We start from the raw sequence: 17,560 nt of genomic DNA, 5'->3' as shown, positions 1-17,560 counted from the left end.
AACGCCCGCGTCGGGCTCAGCGCGCGGAGCGGTTCTTGGTATGCCGGGTCGGCGCGGCCGCCCAGGGATCCTCGGGCCACGGATGCTTGGGGTAGCGCCCGCGCATCTCGGCGCGCACCTGCGAGTAGGGGCCGGACCAGAACGAGGCGAGGTCGTCCGTCACCGCGAGCGGACGCCCCGCCGGGGACAGCAGGTGGAACAGGACGGGGACCCGCCCATCGACGAGCCGAGGGGTGTCGGCCCAGCCGAAGCACTCCTGCAGCTTGACCGCGACGACAGGGCGCGCCGTGTCGTCGTCGCTGTCCGGATAGTCGATGCGGACGCGTGAACCGCTGGGCACCTCGAGTCGCTCGGGGGTGAGCTCGTCGAGGCGTGCCGCCTCGGGCCACGGCAGCAGCCGACGCAGCGCGGACGACAGATCCAACCGGTTGGCGGGGGTGCCGCCGGCCAGAGCGTCGATCTCTGAGGCCAACCAGGCGTCGAGGTTTTCGACGAGACCGGAATCCGAGACATCGGGCCAAGGGTCGCCGAGCTCCCGCCGAAGCAGGGAGAGGCGACGACGAAGAGCGACGGCGGCATCCGACCAGGTGAACACGCGCAGTCCGTCGCGACGCAGCGCCCGGCGCACGGCGTCACGCCCCTCAGCGACCGACGCCTTCACCGGCGCCGACGAGCGCAGGATCGCGCCCACCCGGCGTTCGCGACGCGCCTGAACCCGGCCGTCGACGAACGTCGCCTCGACCCGGTCGGTCATGAGGTGGCTGGCCGCGAGCTCCATCTGCACTTCGGTGAGCACGGCAGCGGACCGGACGATGGCACCCGACCCGGCGGCCGCCCGGGCGGAGGCCCGTGCGACGTCGGCGACGGCGAGCCACTCCACGGCGGCCAGTGGTCCGCGTACGCCGGCGCGGGTTCCGGATGCCAGCATGAACGTCGCTCCCTCAGCGGAGCGTTCGACCCGCCGGGCGATCCGCTCGGGGAAGGCCAGGGCGATCACGACGCCGACGCCGTCGAGATCCGGGCGGATGCCACGTGCGTCAGGCGCCATGCGCTCGAGCCGATCCGCATCGGAGCGCCAGCGCCGCGCCTCAGGGGTCCGTCCGCCACGCAGCGTCACGAGCGCCTGGACGACATCGGCCTCCGCGATCCGCAGGTCTCCGCCCAGCAGCGCGACGACCTCGGACGCGAGCCGACTGCCGACCACCGGGCTGCCGTCCCTGAGCGCCCTCGCGAGCCGGGGGTCGGTCGGGATCCGAGCCAGGGCGCGGCCCTCGGGCGTGGCGCGCCCCACCTCGTCGACCGCGCCGAGCCCGTGCAGGACGTCGACCGCCTCTGCGAGACGGTCGATGGGCAGCGGGTCGATCATCCGCAGGCCGGTGGCCCCCGGTGCGCCCCAGCAGGCGAGCAGCAGTGCGGCATCCGCGAGGTCGACCACCGCGATCTCGGGAACCGGCCGTGCGGGGGCCGCCGCATACGAGCGCTCGTCGATGCAGCGGATGACCATGCCCGGACCCTGACGCGTGGCCCGGCCGGCGCGCTGCACGCACGAGGAGCGGGGAGCTGCGGTGGTGACGAGGCCGGTCATGCCGCGGGCGGCATCGCGCTGCGGATGCCGGGACAGACAGGTGTCCACCACGAGACGCACCCCCGGCACGGTGAGCGAGGACTCGGCGAGGGAGGTCGTGACGATGATGCGCGGTGGGTCGGCGGGAGCGCGACCGCGGATCACCGCATCCTGCTCGGAGCCCGGGATCTGTCCGTGCAGCTCCCGCACGTCGAACCCGCCGCCCGCGTCGCGGATGCGGCGGGCGATCTCGGAGATCTCGCGGGCGCCGGGGGCGAAGACGAGCACGTCGGCGGCGGGCTCGGTGCGCACGAGATCCTGCGCCCCGGCGACCGCAGTGGCGGCCACGTGCTCGAGGAAGCCTCTGGTCACCCCGCGCTCGTCGAGACGGGGCACGGGGCTCGGCGCCCAGCGTTCGGCGAGCGGGAAGGCGGGGACGTCATGGTCGACGATGGGCGCGGGATCGTCGTCCGTGCCCAGGGCCGCGGCGATGCGCTCGGCGTCGAGAGTGGCGGACATGGCCACGACGTGCAGGTCGTCGCGCAGCTCGCGCACCTCGGAGAGCAGTCCGATGAGCAGGTCGGTCTCGACGGCGCGCTCGTGCACCTCGTCGATGAGGACGGCGTCGACTCCGTCGAGTCCTGGATCGTCGAGCATCCGCCGCAGCAGCACGCCGGCCGTGACGAACTCGACCCGCGTCTCGCGTCCCACCGCGCGCTCGCCGCGGACGGTGAACCCGACGCGAGTGCCGAGCGGCGTGCCGTCGAGCTGGGCGAGCCGCCGGGCGGCTGCACGTGCGGCGACCCGTCGCGGCTGCGTGACGATGACGCGTCCGGGGGAGCGTGACGCGAGAAGGGGCGGCACGAGCGTGGTCTTGCCGGTGCCGGGCGGGGCGCTCACGACCAGGGCGCGGCTCTCGTCGAGTGCCGCTGCGACCTCGTCGAGGGCGGCCGCGAACGACAGACCCGCGCCGATGGTGGCGAGGTCGAAGGAGTCGGGCGGCACTCCTCCAGTCTGCCCGCTCTCCGCAACTCCGGAGATCCGGGGCGCTTCGGCTGGTATCCGGTCACCTGGCGGCACATGCCGGCGAATCTCCGGAGTCATGGAAACCGAACGCGCGACACTAACCGAACGCGCGAGAGCAGTGGGTCCGTGGACGCCGGAGACGACGGATGCCGCGACCGAACCGGCCGCGGCATCCGCTGTGCTGACTGTGGTGACTACTCCGCGGCGGGAGCCGGCGGTGCGGGCGGCGGCGGGGTGGTCGGGGTCGACTTCCGGGTGGTCGGCGCCGTAGCGGAGGCCACACCCTCGCCGATGCCGCGGCCGACGGCCTGGCCCTGGATGATCGAGGCCAGGTCGAGCCCGGTCGCCGAGCTGACGCTGTCGAACACCGACTTCAGCGCCTTGGCACTGTCGGCGCCGACGACGTTCGAGGCGCCGTCCTCGCTCGAGCCGCCGATGATCGACACGTTGCCGATCGCGGCGTAGCCCTTCGAGAACTCCGCCATGATCGACGGCAGCACGTCGAGGACGCGCTGCGACAGGAAGGCGTCCTGGTTCGAGGCGATGGCCTTCGCCTCGGCCTCGACGGCGGCGGCTCGCGCCTCACCCTCGGCGCGGATCGCGTCGGCTTCGGCGTTGGCGCGGAGGCGACGGGCCTCGGACTCGGCCTCGGCCTGGGCGCGCAGCGCGTCGGCCTCACCGGTCGCACGGGCGATCGCGGCTGCGGCCTCACCATCGGCCTTGGCCTTGTCGGCCTGGGCCTGCTGCTCGGCGATGCGGGTGCGCGCCTCGGCCTGCTTGACCTGCTCGATGGCGCCGGCCTCGGCCGCACGCTCACGCGTGTAGAGCTCTGCCTGTGCCCGGGTCTCGGCCTCGTAGCGCTGCGCGTCGGCGACGCGCTTCACGTCGGCGTCGAGCTGGGCCTGACGGTTCTCGGCCTGCTGCTGCAGGACGGCCTGCTGAGCCTGCTCGCGGGCGAGGTTCTCGGCCTGCTCGGCCTCGGCCCGTGCACGGCCGATGCCGGCGTTGGCGTTGGCGGTGTTCGTGTCGAGGGCCGTCTGCTCGACCAGGTTCGCTTCCTGGTTGGCGATGTTCTTCTGGTTGATCGCACGGTCGGCGTTGGTCTGCGAGATCTCAGCCGACTGACGCTTCGCCTGGATCTCGGGGGCACCGAGCGACTGGATGTAGCCGACCTTGTCGGTGATCCCCTTGATCTGGAACGAGTCCAGGATCAGACCCTGCTCGGCGAGCTCCTGCGAGACGTCGGCGGCGATCTGGTCGGAGAACTTCTTCCGCTCGCGCATCAGCTCGACGACGGAGAGCGTGGCGACGATGCCGCGGAGCGCACCTTCGAGCTGCTCCGTGGTGAACTGCTCGATCGCCTTGTCCTGCGAGGCGAAGCGCTCGGCTGCACGCCGCACGAGGATGGGATCCGAGCCGATCTTCACGATCGCGACGCCGTCGACGTTGAGCGTGACGCTGTCGAGGGACTGCGCCTCGGCATTGAGCGACACCTGGCGTGAGCGCAGCGAGATGATCTCGTGGCGCTGGGTGATCGGGTTGACCAGGGACTTGCCGTTCACGATGACCGTGACGGGCGACTCCGACATCTCGTCCCTGGTCGAGCCGTCTGCAGAGATGACAGCGCGCTGCACCTTCTGCTTGCGTCCCGAGATGACGAGCGCCTCATCGGCGCGAGCCACCTTGATCCAGCTGCGTGCGAACAGCAGCAGGATGAGCAGGACGACGACGGCGATCGCTACGGCGATTCCGACGATGACGAGGATGCCGACGATTCCGGCGATCTCCATGGATGACCTCCCTGGTTCCCCCCGAGGGGGCGGTCGTGTGTCCGCGCGGTCGCGCGGCGTTCAGGCTCCACCCTGCCAGAAAAGGGGATTGCAGGCTCACCCTGCGCGAAGGCGAACATCCCGAACGGAGGAGATCTCCCCGAGGGGAGGAGGGAATCGCTCTGATTCTCCTCCCATCGGGGAGAAGTCCGCCCCACACGGCGGTCCGTTGACCGGCGTCAGCGGGTGCGCAGCTTCTCGGCGAGATCGCGGAGCGTCCTGAGCTCCTCGTCGTCGAGCCGCGACATGCGCGACGCGATGGAGCGCCCGTGCACGGTTGCGATGCTGCGGAACGCCTTGGCTCCGGCATCCGTCGCCCTGATCAGTGCGCCACGGCCGTCGTCGGGATCGGGGCACTTGGAGACGAGTCCGCGCGTGACCATCCGGTCGATCAGGCGCGAGACGCTCGGCTGGCTGATCAGCATGTTGGCGGTGACATCTCGCAGACGTGCGGACATGTCCGGGGAGCGCGTGACCGTGAGGAGGACGTCGTATTCGGCCTGAGCGAGGTCGCCGTGGTCGAAGTCGGCGTTCATCTCGGTGAACAGCTCGTGCTGAGCGCGGAACAGGCTCTCCCAGGCCTGCACGGCGAGCTTGCGATCGGTCATGGGAACAGATTAGTGGCAACAGTAAAGGGCCGGTCGGAGAGGCTCCCGACCGGCCCTTGTCCCTTGCACCAAGAGTGTCCTGCAATCACATGAGGTGGATGCCACAGCAAACATTCACCGTGCGATCACTCTATAACGGCGAGGTAACGAATGCAACGGTTTGGTCACGGAATGTTCGCGTCGGACAGCGCGCCTGCATCGTCCGGCCGGCACCGGCTCGTCCGAGTTAGTGAATTGTGATTTACTAACCGTATGGTCCGACCTAGACGTCTCGAAGACGACGAGCTCCTCGCCCGCATCGTCGGCGCACTGGAGCAGCGTGCTGATCTCACGCCCTGGTCGCTCCAGGATGTCGCTCCGGCGGCGGGAATCGGTCCGGCAGGCCTGATCAAGCGCTTCGGTTCCAAGGTGGGTCTTCTGCACGCGCTCACGCGTCGGTGGATCCAGCTCATCCCGCATGGTCCGCTGCCAGAGGGCCGCGAAGCCGATGCCGAGCTTCGCGAGTACGTGAGCCGAGAGTTCGGCGCCGACTCAGCCGCCGGCGCCGTGTACGCCCTGTCGGAGGTGCTCAGCGAGCTGCAGGAACCCGAACTCGTCGCTCTGCTCGCGGAAGGGTGGCGTCGACAGGCGGCACGACTTGCCGAGCTGCTCGCGGGGATGGATCTTTCCCACCTTGCCGATGCGGAGGCAGGCGGCACGCTGCTGCTCGATGCCCTGCACGGTTCCCTGTTCCGGTCGGCTGTGAACCTGGGCCGGACTTCCCCCCTGACAACCCTCGAACACTTTCTGGAGATGTGGAGATGACCTCTCGCAACTGGCGTGGCCGTGTATTCATCGGCACGAGCGCTGACGGCAAGATCGCCCGTGACGACGGATCGCTCGAATGGCTGACCGACCCGCCGGCCCGCCATCATGATGTCCCGACCACCGCCGACCGCCCCGCCCTGGTCTGGGAGACATTCTTCGAAACGGTCGACGCCATCGTCATGGGCCGTGCCACCTACGACTCCGTGCTCGGCTTCGGGGAGTGGCCGTTCGAGGGCAGGCACGTTCTCGTCCTCACCACGAGATCGGTCATCGAAGACCCTCGCGTCCGCACGGCTTCGTCGATCGATGATGTGACTCGCCTGCTCGACGAACTCGGCGCAAGAGATGTGTACATCGATGGGGGCCGCACCATCCAGTCCTTCCTCCGTGCAGGTCTCGTCGATGAGCTCACTCTCTCCGTGGCGCCGATCATCCTCGGGTCCGGGCGTTCGCTGTTCGGAGAGCTCGACGAGGACGTGCTGCTCACGGTCCGCGGCAGCCACGCCACAGACGATGGGCTGGTCCGCACCACGTACGACGTCGTCGCCGGCTGAGGCGCGGACGGTTCCCTGCGAGCGGCGCGAAGATGGGGGAGTGAACCGTACCGACCGTCTCTACGCTCTCGTCGAGGAGCTGCGCGCAATGTCGCCCCGGCCGCGCAGCGCGCGCTGGCTGGCAGAGCGTTTCGAGGTGTCCCGAAGAACGGTCGAGCGCGACCTCTCCGCTTTGCAGCAGGCGGGCCTCCCCATCTGGGCGGAGCCGGGGCGGACCGGTGGCTACGTCATCGATGCCGCCGCGACGCTGGGTCCTGCGGGGTTCACACTCGATGAAGCGATCGCGGTGCTGATCGGGCTCGGCGGTCTACGACGCAGTCCGTTCCGGCAGCCCGCTGCGACCGCTGCGCGGAAGATCCTCGCCGTCATGCCAGACGAAGAGGCCCGGCGCGCGAAGGCGCTCGCGTCGCGGGTGCACCTGCTCGAGCCCGTTGAGGAGTCGCCGACGCCGCCGGCGTTCGCTACCGCGCTCAGGGCGGGACGCGTCGTGCGTCTCCGCTATCGGGATCCTGCGGGGAGGGAGTCTGTGCGCGAGGTCGAGCCACTGGGCTCGATCGGCAAGGACGGCTACTGGTACCTCATCGCCTGGTGCCGACTTCGCGACGGCGTCAGGGCATTCCGAGGCGATCGGATGCTCTCGGTCGATCTGACGGACGAGCGACCGGAGCCGCGCATCCTGCGTCGAGAGGATCTCGGCATCCAGTACGGTCACCTGCGATCCGTGATCGACGACTGACGACGGACGAGACCGATTCGGGAAACACCGACAGGACGGTGTCGCGATGCTCGGCGAGCATGGTCTCACCACACATCGATCCCGTGCCCAGGAGGTACTGCATGTCGTTCTCGTCCATCCGCATCATCACCGAAGACGTCGACAGGCTCGCCGCGTTCTATGAGCTCGTGACCGGAACCGCCGCCGAGCGACCGGCCCCCGTCTTCGCCCAGTTCACCGGAACGGCGGCGACTCTGGCGATCGCCGACAGGGCGACGGTCGGGATGCTCGGCGACGCCGTATCCCCACACGCGAATCAGTCGGTGTTCGTCGAGTTCGAGGTCTCCGACGTCGACGGCGAGTTCGCACGGTTGCGACCGGAGCCGAGGGAGGTCGTCCTCGCGCCCACGACGATGCCATGGGGCAACAGGTCGGCACTCATCCGCGACCCCGACGGCAATGTCGTCAATCTGTTCAGCAGGCCCTCTGACTGACGGCATCGGATGCAGAGCGCCCGACCGGTGGTCGATACCGACGACCGGTCGAGCGGCGCGCAGCTCGTGCTCGTGAAGCACCGGTCGATCAGTCGTCTGCCGTTCCGGGCGCGACCCCGGCTCGCGTGAGGAAGACCCACGCGCCGTCGACTCCGAACACCAGCGCGGCGACGCTCGCTGCCGCCCAGGCGTACAGGCCCGCGTCGATGCCGGCGACCAGGAGCGCACCCGCGATCATCACGGCGGCGAGAGTGAAGAGCATTCCTGCGACCGCCGGCCATCGGGTCTGAGTCTGCTGCGCACCGCGTGCGGCTCGGTCCAGCACGGTCACGAGCGTGCCGGACGTGACCGCCGCGATCAGGAGTTCTCCGCCCAGCAGTCGCAGATCCTGTGGCGCGACGACGAGCGCTGACGTGATCGTGGTGGTCAGGAACAGGACGAGCACCTGCGCCGCGCGGCTGCGGTACTCGGTCGATGTCGCGATCGTGTCGAAGCGGAAGGCGACGACCAGGAAGACGAGGCTGGCGAGGCCCGCGGCGGCACCCCCGATCAGCCCTGCGAAAGGTCCCCACATCGGGCGGTCCCTAGCGGGTCTCGACGGTCGCGAGCGGTGCGTCGGCGTTCTCGAGGGTGGCGACCGCGTTCGCCCAGGATGCATCGCCGGTGAACAGCTGCGAGCGCAGATAGGCCCACACCAATGCCCGCAGTGCCGCGACGCGCTCAGGGCTCTCGTCGCTCGTCTCCGCTGCGTCGTATCCGGAGACCCCGCCGTAGATGTGCTCGGCGTCCCGGAACATCAGCAGCGTCTTGTTGCCCGCGGGGCTGTGCGTGTAGGCGTCGGAGCGGTAGCTGAGTCTGTCGGAGAAGTTGAGGTTCAGGTCCTTGTCGCCTGCGATCACGAGCGCCGTCCCCGTCATCGAGCTGAAGTCATTGAACCCGAGCATCGGGTAGTTGGTTCGCGCCCACTCTGCCAGATGCTCGTCACCGATCCCGGGGGCTCCGATGATGACGCCGGCACGGATCCGCGGGTCGCTGAGGTCCTTCTCGCGATCGTCCGAGGGGTCCAGCACCTGCATCCCGAGCAGGAGGGAGACGGTGTGCCCACCGAGCGAGTGTCCGACGGCGCCGATCCTTTCCCGGTCGACGCGGCCCCCGAGGCCGGGAACGGCGGCTTCGATCTCGGCGAGCCGGTCGATGATCGTTCGGATGTCGGCTGCCCGGTTCCGCCAGAACAGGGGCGCGTCGGGCAGGTCTGTGTCGCGAAGGCCGAGCACCGTCGAGTCGAGGTGCGTCGGCTGGATGACCACGAACCCATGGGCGGCCCAGAAGTCCGCCACCGGGCCGTAGCCGCGGAGGGACGACAGGTGGTTGGCGCCGCCGTGGCCGTGGGAGAGAACGATGACGGGAAGATCGGTGCCGGTGACCGGTGCCGAGACCTTCAGCTCGAGGGGAACGGGCCGCTCGGGGACCTCGAGAGCGAGGGGGCTGAATACGACGATCGGGGTGGGGTCGCTCACGGGGATGCCGGCTGAGTACGAGTAGGCGCTGGACATGGGAACTCCTGATGTTCTGGACGGGGGAAGAACTGTCAGAACCATTCTTGCCATAGATGGCAAAGTTACGCAACTAGGTAAATTCGCAGTCCGGTGATAGTCTTCCGGGATGTCGAGCAATGGTGAACGGTCAGGCCTGCGCGAGCGATCCAAAGCGCGCCGGCGGCGGCACATCCTGCACACCGCACTGCGCTTGTTCGCCGAGCAGGGCTACGAGAAGACGTCGATCGCGGACATCGCCGATGCGGCAGAGGTCGCGCCCCGCACGGTCACGGGATACTTCCCGTCCAAGCTGGATTTCATCACCGAGTGGCCGGCAAGAGCCGAGCAGCGATTGATCGCGCTAGGTCACGAGTACCCGGGCATCGAGTTCCTCGATCTCGTCGACAGGTGGTGGCGGGCCGCTCGAGACGACGTCGACGCGCAGGAGGCGGCGCTCACCCGCGCAATGGCGCTCAGCAATCCCGGCATCGTCGCGATGGCGGAGACGGAGGTGTCACGACGCTTCCCGGCGAAGGAGTTCGGACTCCCGAGCTTGGGCGTCGACGCATCGCCGCTCGAGGATGCCGGCCGGCGTGCGATCCAGGGCGTCAGCGACGCATACTTCCGGGCGCTCGCCGATGATTCGATCGACGATGACCTGCATGGTGCGCTGCTCGACCTCGTCCGGACGATCATGGACGCCACGGGGGCAGGGCACGGCGCGCTGGAGCGCCATCGCTAGATCACGGCACGCGCGCCGCGGTCTCGTGGGTGACCACGAGCAGCCACGGTGCGAGCGCGACGATCGCCAGGCAGCCCGTCAACGGGAGTCCGGCCGCTGCTGCTGCGACGCCTGCGAGCGCCACTGACGCGGCGCCGAGGAACAGCCCGACTCTGCGCGGAGTCGAACCCAGCCCCAGCGTCACCGCGATCACAAGCAGAACCACGCAGAACGCCGCGGTCGGCACGGCGACCGCCGCGACCGCCGCCTCGACCGGGAGATGGGCTTCGCCCTCGACCGCCAGGGCCGCGACGTGCAGGCCGGCTCCCGCGCCTGCGATGCTGATGAAGACGAGGACGTGCACCCATCCCCAGAGCAGTCCTCGGTGCCGCGCTCGGGCGAGGGCATCGCCGATCGGGAGGAGGAAGTATGCCCACCACATGCCGAACGCCATCGCGACCCCGGCGACCGCGACGACCACCGAGCTCACCGACCACCCTGCGGCGTGGCTGAGACCTGCCACGATGGCCGCGGTCCCCGCGACGACCTCGCCCAGCGCGATGATCGTGAGGAGGCCGTAGCGTTCGGCGAGATGGTGGGGGTGCCAGGGCGTGCCTCCCCGTGTCTCTGCGATCAGAGGTCCGGCCATCTCGACCGCGAACAGCGCCAGCGCGACGACGATCAGCGTCGTCCTTTCCGGCGAGACGATCGTCAGAACGCACCAGCCGACGAGCGCCACCGCGACGGGACTTGCCGACAGGATGTTCGTCCGTCGGCGGCGGGGGTCTTGGATGCCGGATCGCACACGCTGAAGCACGGTCGCCGACCGCATCACGATGTATCCCGTCAGGGTGGCGGAGTTGTCGAGGCGGCCGCCCTCGGCGATGAAGCGGAAGACCTCCGGGATGCCCGTGACGAAGACGATCACGCCGATCAGCTGCACCATGATCGTCACGCGATACAGCCAGTCATCGGTGTCGTACGACGACGCGAACCAGGTGAAGCTGATCCAGTCCCAGCTCACTGCGAGCATGACGGCGACGAACGTGATCGCCGCGACGGCGATCTGCCCTTCGGAGATACGGATGGCCAACTCGCTCGCCGCCACCCCGAAGGCGGTGACGAAAGCGAGGTCGAACAGCAGCTCTAGTGGGGTGGCCGCGCGCAACCCCTGGAGGGGGTCACGCCCATCCATGCGCGACAGCGGGTGCCGTCGCATTGCAGGAAACTCCGTCGTACTGCCTGTTAGTGCCATAAGACGCAATTATGCCATGCATAGCAAAAAACGGATAGTACGACTTTGGCGCTTCCTTCCGGGGATCATCGCTCGGTCTGCGACGACCGAGCTGCGATTCGCGTCTTTCGGACTCTCCATCTCGCGCGCCGCCCCGCTATGAGGCACCCGCTGGAGCCGGCGCATCGATTGCGACCTTCACCCCGATCGCGCCCAGGAGCGTGCCGGTGACCCGACGCTGCCACCGTATCCACCGTGGGGTGCGCTGCAGGAAGATGGCGATCGATCCCGCCAGCAGGATGATCGCGCCGTTCACGAGGACGCCCACGACGATCTGCACGGCACCGAGTTGGAATCCCTGCGCGACGACGCTGCCACGCGCGGGGTCGATGAACTGAGGGATGAGCGCCAGGTACAGGATCGCGACCTTGGGGTTGAGCAGGTTCGTCACCAGGCCCATGCGAAAGAGCGTGCCGAAGGAGTCGCGGCGCAGCGTGCTCGTCTCGAAAGGTGATCGCCCGCCGGGCCGGAGTACCTGGTACGCGAGCCAGAGGAGGTAGACGGCCCCGGCCACCTTCAGCGCGATGAAGAGCCAGGGAACCACGAGGAACACGGCAGCGAGGCCCAGATTCGCCAGCACAAGGTAGACGACGAAGCCGACGGCGGTGCCGGAGAGCGACATCATTCCGGCGCGCCAGCCTTGGCTGATGCTGCGCGAGACCAGGTACATCATGTTCGGCCCTGGGGTGAGGGCGAGGCCCAGCTCGACGAGGGCGATGCCCAGTGCAGCCGTGAGGGAGATCATGAGAGCCTTCCGCAGGGTGTCTTCCGCGAGCCTAACCGGGGCGCAGCGCCGAAGTTCACTGCCTTGCCTCGCACCGCGACGATCGACCTAGCCTTGTGTGCCGGTATATCGCCGTCGTATATCGGCTTCCGCGTAATCGAACTCCACTTGTCTGTTCTCTTAGATGGGTCGCAACTGGGAGCGGCTCGTATCGGACTGGGGAAGACGATGACTGGGGATAGCAGAATCGTGCGTACGCACGCGACGACGACCGCGGGGGAGAAGGCGGCCGTCACGGCGGGACAGAGGAGGCGATGGCGGGGCCTCCTCGCCCTCGCCGCGGGAGTGATCGTCGGGGTCTCGGGGCTCTGGGGCGTCGCATTGCCGGCGGCCGCGGCCCCGACGGTCACCTACCCGGGCGCCATGAGCGGGATCACGATCGAGAAGACCAGCGGGACGGGTCCGGTGGCGCAGTGGGAGCAGGTGCGCATCTCAGGGGAGTGGTCCGTTCCTGACGGGGCTGTTGCGGGCGAGACCTTCGGCATGACCCTGCCCCCGGAATTCCATCGTCAGGCCGCAGGAACGTTCACGATCACGGACCCGGGCACGGGTGCGGTCATGGCGACCTGCGCCGTCGGCGACGGCAGCGGGCCGGATGTGGTCTGCACGCTGACGGATGCGATCACCGGCAAGGAGCAGATCGGCGGCACGTTCTGGATGCAGGCCACGGCCTCGCACACCACGACGTCGGAGACGGTGGAGTTCGATCTCGGCGACACCGTCGAGATCGTCGATCTGCCGGGCGACGGCGGAATCGTGCCGGAGGATCTGAACGAGGATGCTGAGCCGTACAAGTACGCCGGAGCGTCGACGGGCGGGCACCTGAAGTGGGTGGTCGGCATCCCGAGCGCCTACGTGGATGCCGGCGGATTCACGATCTCCGACACTCTCGATGCAGGGCTCGCGGACCATCATTACACCGGCGAACTGACGCTCAACCAGCGTCCGGTCGAGAACGGGGTGCTGGTCGGCGAATGGGCTCCGGTGGCGACGACGAACTATCAGGTCGTGTTCGCCGCAGACGGGCAGTCCTTCGATCTCGTCGCATCAGGATTGCCCGCGTCCGGCTTCGCCTACGAGGCTGTGTACTACACGCAGTCCGATCTACCGGTCGTCGAGGGCGAGGTCTTCGGCAACCACGTGATCGTGAACACCACCGAGACGTCCGCGACGCACACCGTCACGGAGACGGGTGGCGGCGACGGCACGGGTGTCGAGTACACACGCTTCTCGATCACCAAGGCGCTCACCGGTCCGCAGGCCGAGGCGGCGAAGGATGCGACCTACACCGTGCGCTATTCGGTGAAGGGCTCTGACGCCCCGCCGCAGATCATGACGGTCGCCGTCGGACAGTCGACGACCAGCGCCAGGGCGCCCCAGGGGTCGACGTTCGTCGTCGAGGAGGTCGACCTGCCGGTGATCGAGGGAGTGGTCTGGGGCGAGTGGAGCATCACCGGCGAGGGTGTCGTCGATGCCGGTGATGGCACCTACGAGGTGACGCCGGGCACTGCGGCCGGCGTCGAGCTCACCCTCGCCAACGTCGCGAATGCCGTTCCCGTCGTGACGCCGCCCCCTACGCCGGTCACACCGATCACACCGATCACGCCGGTCACGCCGACCGATCACGCGGCGCCGCACGTCTCGTCCACCTCGCCAGGGAGCCTGGCGACCACCGGTGGCGGCGACGCTACGGGACTCGTGGCCCTCGCGATCGTGCTGATCATCGGGGGCGCCGCCATCCGGGTCGCCGCGAGACGAGGGAACTCGGCCGCTCGGCGCTGACGACGATCCACTGAACCGCGGACGATCCGCTGCGCCACGCCTGGTCGCGTGGTTCAGCGGATCGCGTGGCTCAGCGGATCGCGTGGTTCAGCGGATCGCGTGGCTCAGCGGATCGCGTGGCTCAGCGGATCGCGTAGACGGCGCTCCCGACGATCACGGCGACGACGGTCGTCCAGCCGATGATCGCGACGGCCTGCCAGATCAGGATGCGCACCTTGCCCACTCCGGAGGCGGCGAGCATCGTCGCCGTGAAGTGAGTGGGGAGCAGGAGCGGGCCGAGAAGGCTGACCCCGGGGACGCCGTACCGTTCGAACGCACGCTGGAACTTCTCCCGTCGAGCGCCCTTGCGGTCGGATTCGGCGGCCAGCGCCTCGGTCTCTCCCGTACCTCCGCCGGCGAGCACCGCCTGACGGCTGCGGTTGCGGTTCACGATCGCCGATCGCGCGCCCGAGCTGGCGATCACGAGCACGGCGACGCAGAGGAAGTTGCCGACGATGGCCGCGATGGCGGCGACGACGGGATGGATGCCGCCGATGATGCCGATGGACACCGCGCCCTCGCCCTCGATGAAGGGGATCGCTCCGGCCAGGGCCACGATCAGCGGCTGGACCAGCTCGGGGACCTGGGCGACGAAGTCCTGGAAGGTCTCGATGAGATTCATGGAGTGCTCCTGTCGGTCACTGCGCCGGTCTCTCCGTCGCTGTGCATCCAGTCCATCGCGCATCGTCCGACGGCGGCAGTGTCGCGCCGTCACTGCTTTGCAGGTGGTTCTCACGCGGCATCCGTGACAACTGTCACGCCCGTATCGTGGGGGCATGCACAGCTCTTCCGCCGCCGCCGCCGATCCGTTCGGTGACGCACCGCCCGGCGCGCGCCAGCTGGCGCGCGGCATCACGGCGACGTGGTGGTACACGTTCTCCGCCGTCGTCTTCCTCGAACTGTTCCTGGTGCTCGTGTGGGGATTGCAGGTCTTCGCCACCCCCGGACCCCCGGCCGCGCTGCTCGTCGTGGCGGGAGGCGGCATCGTCTGGTGGACCTCGACCATGGTGCTCTTGGCGGCCTACCGGCATCGGGTCGACGCCGAACCAGGCATCGCCTGGCGTCGCATCCTCGTGCCGCTCCTCATCGCGGTGGGATACGGAATCTCGGCGGGGGCCGTGACCGACAGCTGGCTGCTGGCGCTGATGCCGATCGTGCAGTCGCTCGCGTTGATGAACTGGCCGCGCGGCATCCGGCTGCGCATCGTCGTCCTGGCCACCGTGCTGCTGATCTGTCTCGCCGTCATCGACGGCGCACGTGGTGCGGTCCAGTCGGGGGCGCCGGGATGGGTCGCCACGATCTACGTGATCATGCTCCCCGCGATGTCGGTGAGCTCGCTCTGGTGGTGGGACGTCCTCGTCACGCTCGACAGGGCCAGGGCATCGCAGTCACGCCTCGCTGCCACTCAGGAGCGCCTCCGCGTCGCGACCGATGTGCACGATCTGCAGGGCCACCATCTGCAGGTGATCGCCCTGCAGCTCGAGCTCGCAGAACGCCTCATGGCGCGCGATCCCGACGGCGCTCTCGAGCAGCTCAGGGCGGCGCGCATCAGCGTGGACGAAGCCAGGCAGGGCACACGGGACCTGGCGACGAGGTTCCGCTCGGTGCCGCTGGGCGATGAGGTCGCGAACGCGCGCGACCTCCTCAGTGCAGCGGGACTCGAGGTGGAGGCCGACATCGCCCCGGACGCAGATCAGGCACCGGCTGCGGCGCTCGGCCCGGTCATCCGCGAGACGACGACCAACGTCCTGCGACACGGCGCGGGAGGACACGCGCGCCTCGCACTGCGCCGGGTCCCGGAGGGGTGGCGGTATGACGTCGCGAACGACGTGTCGGCAGCGCGAGCCGGCGAACCCGTCGGCTCGGGGCTCGATGGCGTCAGACGGCGGATCGCAGAGGCCGGCGGGACGCTGGAGATCCGCGACGAGGACGGCGACTTCGTGGTGTCAGTCACGGTTCCCTCCTCCGATGGCGGGGACCGAGAGAGGATGGCGTCATGATCAGGGTGCTCCTCGCCGACGATGAAGGGATGATCCGCTCCGCGCTCGCCGCTCTGCTGCGGCTCGAGGGAGACATCGACGTCGTCGCGGAATGCGCCGACGGAGAGCAGGCGCTCGCCGCAGCCCTCCGACTGCAGCCGGATGTCTGCCTCCTCGATCTCGAGATGCCGGGGCTGGACGGGGTCGAGGTGGCTGAGCGACTGCAGCGCGCGATCGCCACGCGCTGCGTCGTGGTCACCCGACATGCGCGGCCAGGGGTCCTCCGGCGCGCACTCGCCTCGGGGGTGTCGGGGTTCCTGCCGAAATCGCGGGGGGCTGATCAGGTCGCCGACGTCATCCGGCGAGTGGCGGGTGGAGCGCGGTACGTCGATCCCGAGATCGCGGCCGACGCGCTGAGCGATGAGCGCTCGCCGCTGACCGATCGTGAACTCGACGTGCTGCGCGCCGGCCGCCGGGGCGAGACGACGGGGCAGATCGCGAAGTCGCTGTCGCTGGCGCCCGGCACCGTGCGCAACCACATCTCCGCCGTGCTCGCCAAGCTGTCGGTGGGGACGAGACAGCAGGCGGTGCTGCTCGCGGAGGAGCGCGGCTGGATCTGAGACCGAGCCCTCGCTCGAGGGGAGGGCGGGTGGAGCTGTGGGAGCAGCCCCACCCGCGAGCCGCGCAGAAGTGGGGAGAAAGCGCGGCTCAGACGCGGAGCCGGCTCGATCCCCCAGGCCCGCTCCGGGTCTTTTCATCAAGACCCCGCTGATGCACGATCGTGACGCGGCCGGGTCAGATCGTCACGGGCGGTCGCCGTCAGCGCGGCGTCGAATCGTGGTCCCCATGCGAGTGATCCTCTTCGAGGATCATGCCGATCGAGGTGGCGCAGGCGTCGCCCTTCCAGGCCTCGAGTCCTTCCCGCACAGCGAAGACGGCGATGACGAAGCCGGCGACGGCATCCGCCCACCACCAGCCGAGGAGACTGTTGAGGGCGAGACCCACCAGCACGGCGACCGAGAGGTACGTGCAGATCAGCGTCTGCTTCGAGTCCGAGACAGCCGTCACCGATCCGACTTCGAGTCCTGCACGCCTTTCCGCGAACGACACGAGCGGCATGACGATCACGCTGATCGCGGTGAGCACGAGGCCGACCGTGCTGTGCTCCGGACGCTCGCCGCTGATCAGCGACGACGTCGACGCGACCACGACGTAGCCGGCGAGGGCGAAGAAGGCCACGGCGATGACGCGCAGGGTCGGCTTCTCCCAGCGCTCCGGATCGCGACGCGTGAACTGCCAGGCGACGGCAGCGGCCGAGAGCACCTCGATGGTGGAGTCGAGGCCGAATCCGATGAGGGCGGCAGAGGAGGCGGCAGAGCCGGCGGCGATCGCCACCGCGGCCTCGATCACGTTGTAGGCGATCGTGAAGGCCACGATGAAGCGGATGCGGCGGTGCAGCGTCGCCCGCCGGGTGGGGGTGAGGGTCGTCGACGACATCAGCACGTGCACCCGTCTCCGTCGCAGCAGTCCGGTTCGACGAGCAGGGTCACCCGGACGAGCTCATCGAGGGCTGGCGAGAGGTGGCGATCGGCGAGCTGGTACCTGCTGCGGCGACCGTCCTGGATGCTCTCGACGAGACCGCAGCCCCGCAGACATGCGAGGTGGTTGGACAGCAGCTGGCGGCTGACGCCGAGTCCTTCCGCGAGGTCGGAGGGGTAGGCGGGCTGCTCCCGGAGAGCGAGCAGGATCGCCGCGCGCGTCGGATCCGACAGGGCATGCCCGAGTCGAGCGACGGCGGCGGTATGCGTGAGGGAGGCGGTGAGTGTCAC

18 protein-coding genes are annotated in these 17,560 nt (G+C 69.0%); 8 read left to right on the top strand and 10 right to left on the bottom strand.

The window, feature by feature from the left end:
- Positions 1-16: 16 nt before the first annotated feature.
- The 3 genes from hrpB to BLW44_RS15140 form a co-directional block, all read right to left on the bottom strand.
- Positions 17-2,569 (bottom strand): ATP-dependent helicase HrpB, encoded by a 2,553-nt coding sequence (gene hrpB, locus BLW44_RS15150; RefSeq protein ID WP_074731879.1) that lies wholly within the window; start codon positions 2,567-2,569, stop codon positions 17-19.
- 215 nt (positions 2,570-2,784) lie between these two features.
- Positions 2,785-4,380, bottom strand: coding sequence for an SPFH domain-containing protein (locus BLW44_RS15145; protein ID WP_060927522.1), 1,596 nt, complete (start codon positions 4,378-4,380; stop codon positions 2,785-2,787).
- Positions 4,381-4,598: 218 nt separating this feature from the next.
- Complete coding sequence (locus BLW44_RS15140) at positions 4,599-5,027, bottom strand: MarR family winged helix-turn-helix transcriptional regulator (RefSeq protein ID WP_060927523.1); 429 nt, start codon at positions 5,025-5,027, stop codon at positions 4,599-4,601.
- Between the two features lie 252 nt (positions 5,028-5,279).
- Here BLW44_RS15140 and BLW44_RS15135 point away from each other — a divergent pair, with 252 nt between their 5' ends.
- The 4 genes from BLW44_RS15135 to BLW44_RS15120 all read left to right on the top strand — a co-directional run bounded on the left by BLW44_RS15135 (position 5,280) and on the right by BLW44_RS15120 (position 7,597).
- On the top strand, positions 5,280-5,831 hold the full coding sequence (locus tag BLW44_RS15135) for a TetR/AcrR family transcriptional regulator (protein WP_060927524.1): 552 nt from the start codon (positions 5,280-5,282) through the stop codon (positions 5,829-5,831).
- Positions 5,828-6,388, top strand: a complete 561-nt coding sequence (locus BLW44_RS15130) for a dihydrofolate reductase family protein (protein WP_060927561.1) — start codon at positions 5,828-5,830, stop codon at positions 6,386-6,388. The genes BLW44_RS15135 and BLW44_RS15130 overlap by 4 nt, the downstream gene beginning before the upstream one ends.
- Positions 6,389-6,428: 40 nt before the next feature.
- Positions 6,429-7,124 (top strand): helix-turn-helix transcriptional regulator, encoded by a 696-nt coding sequence (locus BLW44_RS15125; RefSeq protein ID WP_060927525.1) that lies wholly within the window; start codon positions 6,429-6,431, stop codon positions 7,122-7,124.
- Positions 7,125-7,225: 101 nt separating this feature from the next.
- Positions 7,226-7,597, top strand: a complete 372-nt coding sequence (locus BLW44_RS15120; protein WP_060927526.1) for a VOC family protein — start codon at positions 7,226-7,228, stop codon at positions 7,595-7,597.
- A gap of 88 nt (positions 7,598-7,685) precedes the next feature.
- Here BLW44_RS15120 and BLW44_RS15115 read toward each other — a convergent pair whose 3' ends face one another.
- Both BLW44_RS15115 and BLW44_RS15110 read right to left on the bottom strand, forming a co-directional pair.
- A complete protein-coding gene (locus tag BLW44_RS15115) occupies positions 7,686-8,171 on the bottom strand; it encodes a hypothetical protein (RefSeq protein ID WP_060927527.1) in 486 nt (161 codons plus the stop codon).
- Between the two features lie 10 nt (positions 8,172-8,181).
- A complete protein-coding gene (locus BLW44_RS15110; RefSeq protein WP_060927528.1) occupies positions 8,182-9,150 on the bottom strand; it encodes an alpha/beta hydrolase family protein in 969 nt (322 codons plus the stop codon).
- A 109-nt stretch (positions 9,151-9,259) separates the two neighbouring features.
- Here BLW44_RS15110 and BLW44_RS15105 point away from each other — a divergent pair, with 109 nt between their 5' ends.
- Positions 9,260-9,874: a TetR/AcrR family transcriptional regulator gene (locus tag BLW44_RS15105; protein ID WP_060927529.1), complete on the top strand. Its 615-nt coding sequence runs from the start codon at positions 9,260-9,262 to the stop codon at positions 9,872-9,874.
- Position 9,875: 1 nt separating this feature from the next.
- Here BLW44_RS15105 and BLW44_RS15100 read toward each other — a convergent pair whose 3' ends face one another.
- Both BLW44_RS15100 and BLW44_RS15095 read right to left on the bottom strand, forming a co-directional pair.
- Entirely contained in the window at positions 9,876-11,048 is a 1,173-nt protein-coding gene (locus BLW44_RS15100) for a low temperature requirement protein A (RefSeq protein ID WP_074731877.1), read from the bottom strand.
- A 196-nt stretch (positions 11,049-11,244) separates the two neighbouring features.
- Positions 11,245-11,892 carry a LysE family translocator gene (locus tag BLW44_RS15095; RefSeq protein ID WP_060927531.1) on the bottom strand — a complete coding sequence of 216 codons (648 nt, stop codon included), beginning with the start codon at positions 11,890-11,892 and terminating at the stop codon, positions 11,245-11,247.
- Positions 11,893-12,120: 228 nt separating this feature from the next.
- Here BLW44_RS15095 and BLW44_RS15090 point away from each other — a divergent pair, with 228 nt between their 5' ends.
- Entirely contained in the window at positions 12,121-13,713 is a 1,593-nt protein-coding gene (locus tag BLW44_RS15090; RefSeq protein ID WP_074731874.1) for an Ig-like domain-containing protein, read from the top strand.
- Between the two features lie 121 nt (positions 13,714-13,834).
- On the opposite strand, the gene BLW44_RS15085 is transcribed toward BLW44_RS15090, so the two are convergent.
- On the bottom strand, positions 13,835-14,374 hold the full coding sequence (locus BLW44_RS15085; RefSeq protein ID WP_060927533.1) for a hypothetical protein: 540 nt from the start codon (positions 14,372-14,374) through the stop codon (positions 13,835-13,837).
- Positions 14,375-14,528: 154 nt separating this feature from the next.
- On the opposite strand from BLW44_RS15085, the gene BLW44_RS15080 reads away from it, so the two are divergent.
- Positions 14,529-15,752 carry a sensor histidine kinase gene (locus tag BLW44_RS15080; protein ID WP_060927534.1) on the top strand — a complete coding sequence of 408 codons (1,224 nt, stop codon included), beginning with the start codon at positions 14,529-14,531 and terminating at the stop codon, positions 15,750-15,752.
- Positions 15,749-16,351 (top strand): response regulator transcription factor, encoded by a 603-nt coding sequence (locus tag BLW44_RS15075; protein ID WP_060927535.1) that lies wholly within the window; start codon positions 15,749-15,751, stop codon positions 16,349-16,351. Before BLW44_RS15080 ends, BLW44_RS15075 begins: the two co-directional genes overlap by 4 nt.
- 199 nt (positions 16,352-16,550) lie before the next feature.
- Here BLW44_RS15075 and BLW44_RS15070 read toward each other — a convergent pair whose 3' ends face one another.
- Together BLW44_RS15070 and BLW44_RS15065 are read right to left on the bottom strand one after the other, a co-directional pair.
- Positions 16,551-17,228, bottom strand: coding sequence for a cation efflux transmembrane domain-containing protein (locus BLW44_RS15070; protein ID WP_060927562.1), 678 nt, complete (start codon positions 17,226-17,228; stop codon positions 16,551-16,553).
- A complete protein-coding gene (locus tag BLW44_RS15065) occupies positions 17,228-17,560 on the bottom strand; it encodes an ArsR/SmtB family transcription factor (RefSeq protein WP_174521366.1) in 333 nt (110 codons plus the stop codon). Before BLW44_RS15065 ends, BLW44_RS15070 begins: the two co-directional genes overlap by 1 nt.

It is taken from the genome of Microbacterium hydrocarbonoxydans, assembly GCF_900105205.1.
GTDB classification, from domain to species: Bacteria; Actinomycetota; Actinomycetes; order Actinomycetales; family Microbacteriaceae; genus Microbacterium; species Microbacterium hydrocarbonoxydans.
This window is presented reverse-complemented; position numbering and strand designations above follow the sequence as displayed.